General features: G+C 66.4%; 2 protein-coding genes. Both read left to right on the top strand.

The annotated features are described in order from the left end of the window. Window positions 1–208, top strand: a 208-nt coding sequence (locus RM590_RS35505; RefSeq protein WP_311708940.1) for a hypothetical protein, incomplete at its 5' end; no start/stop codon positions are given. Then, a complete protein-coding gene (locus tag RM590_RS35500; RefSeq protein ID WP_311637616.1) occupies window positions 205–423 on the top strand; it encodes a hypothetical protein in 219 nt (72 codons plus the stop codon). The genes RM590_RS35505 and RM590_RS35500, both read left to right, overlap by 4 nt. Window positions 424–473 lie beyond the last annotated feature (50 nt).

Genomic DNA, 473 nt, shown 5'->3' with positions numbered 1-473 from the left:
GGCGAACGCGCCCACCTCCCAGACCGTGAGCGGCCTCACCGTCCGCGGCAGCTCTTTCACCGGGCAGGTCTCCGCCGTCTCCATGGGCCCCGGGAAGGAGGTCACGGGGGTCGGCTTCACCGCCGCCACCTCGTCCGGCCTCACAGTCTGGGTGACCCGCATCAACACCACAGCAACCGTCGTCAACTGGATGGTGATAGGCCAATGAGCAGCAGCGACATAGTCGTCTTCGAGCCCGCGACGTTCTACGCGGTGACCGCCCGCGACAACAACCCGGACTGCGAGAACTACGAGGAGACCTTCGAAGTCCCGCAGTTCTACAGCAACGCGGGCACCAACTGCTACGTGCAGTGCGGCCGGTGCGGGCAACGCATGGAGATCCTCACCGCCACCGTCCTCGACCCGCAACCCGTAATTTCCTGACACCAGAACGGAGCGCCGGCGTGGCCACCACCCTCACCGTCACGGCGACC

Source organism: Streptomyces litchfieldiae (assembly GCF_031845365.1).
Classification (GTDB): domain Bacteria; phylum Actinomycetota; class Actinomycetes; order Streptomycetales; family Streptomycetaceae; genus Streptomyces; species Streptomyces litchfieldiae.
The sequence above is the reverse complement of the archived record's forward strand: the minus strand, read 5'-3'. Positions and strand labels throughout refer to the sequence as shown.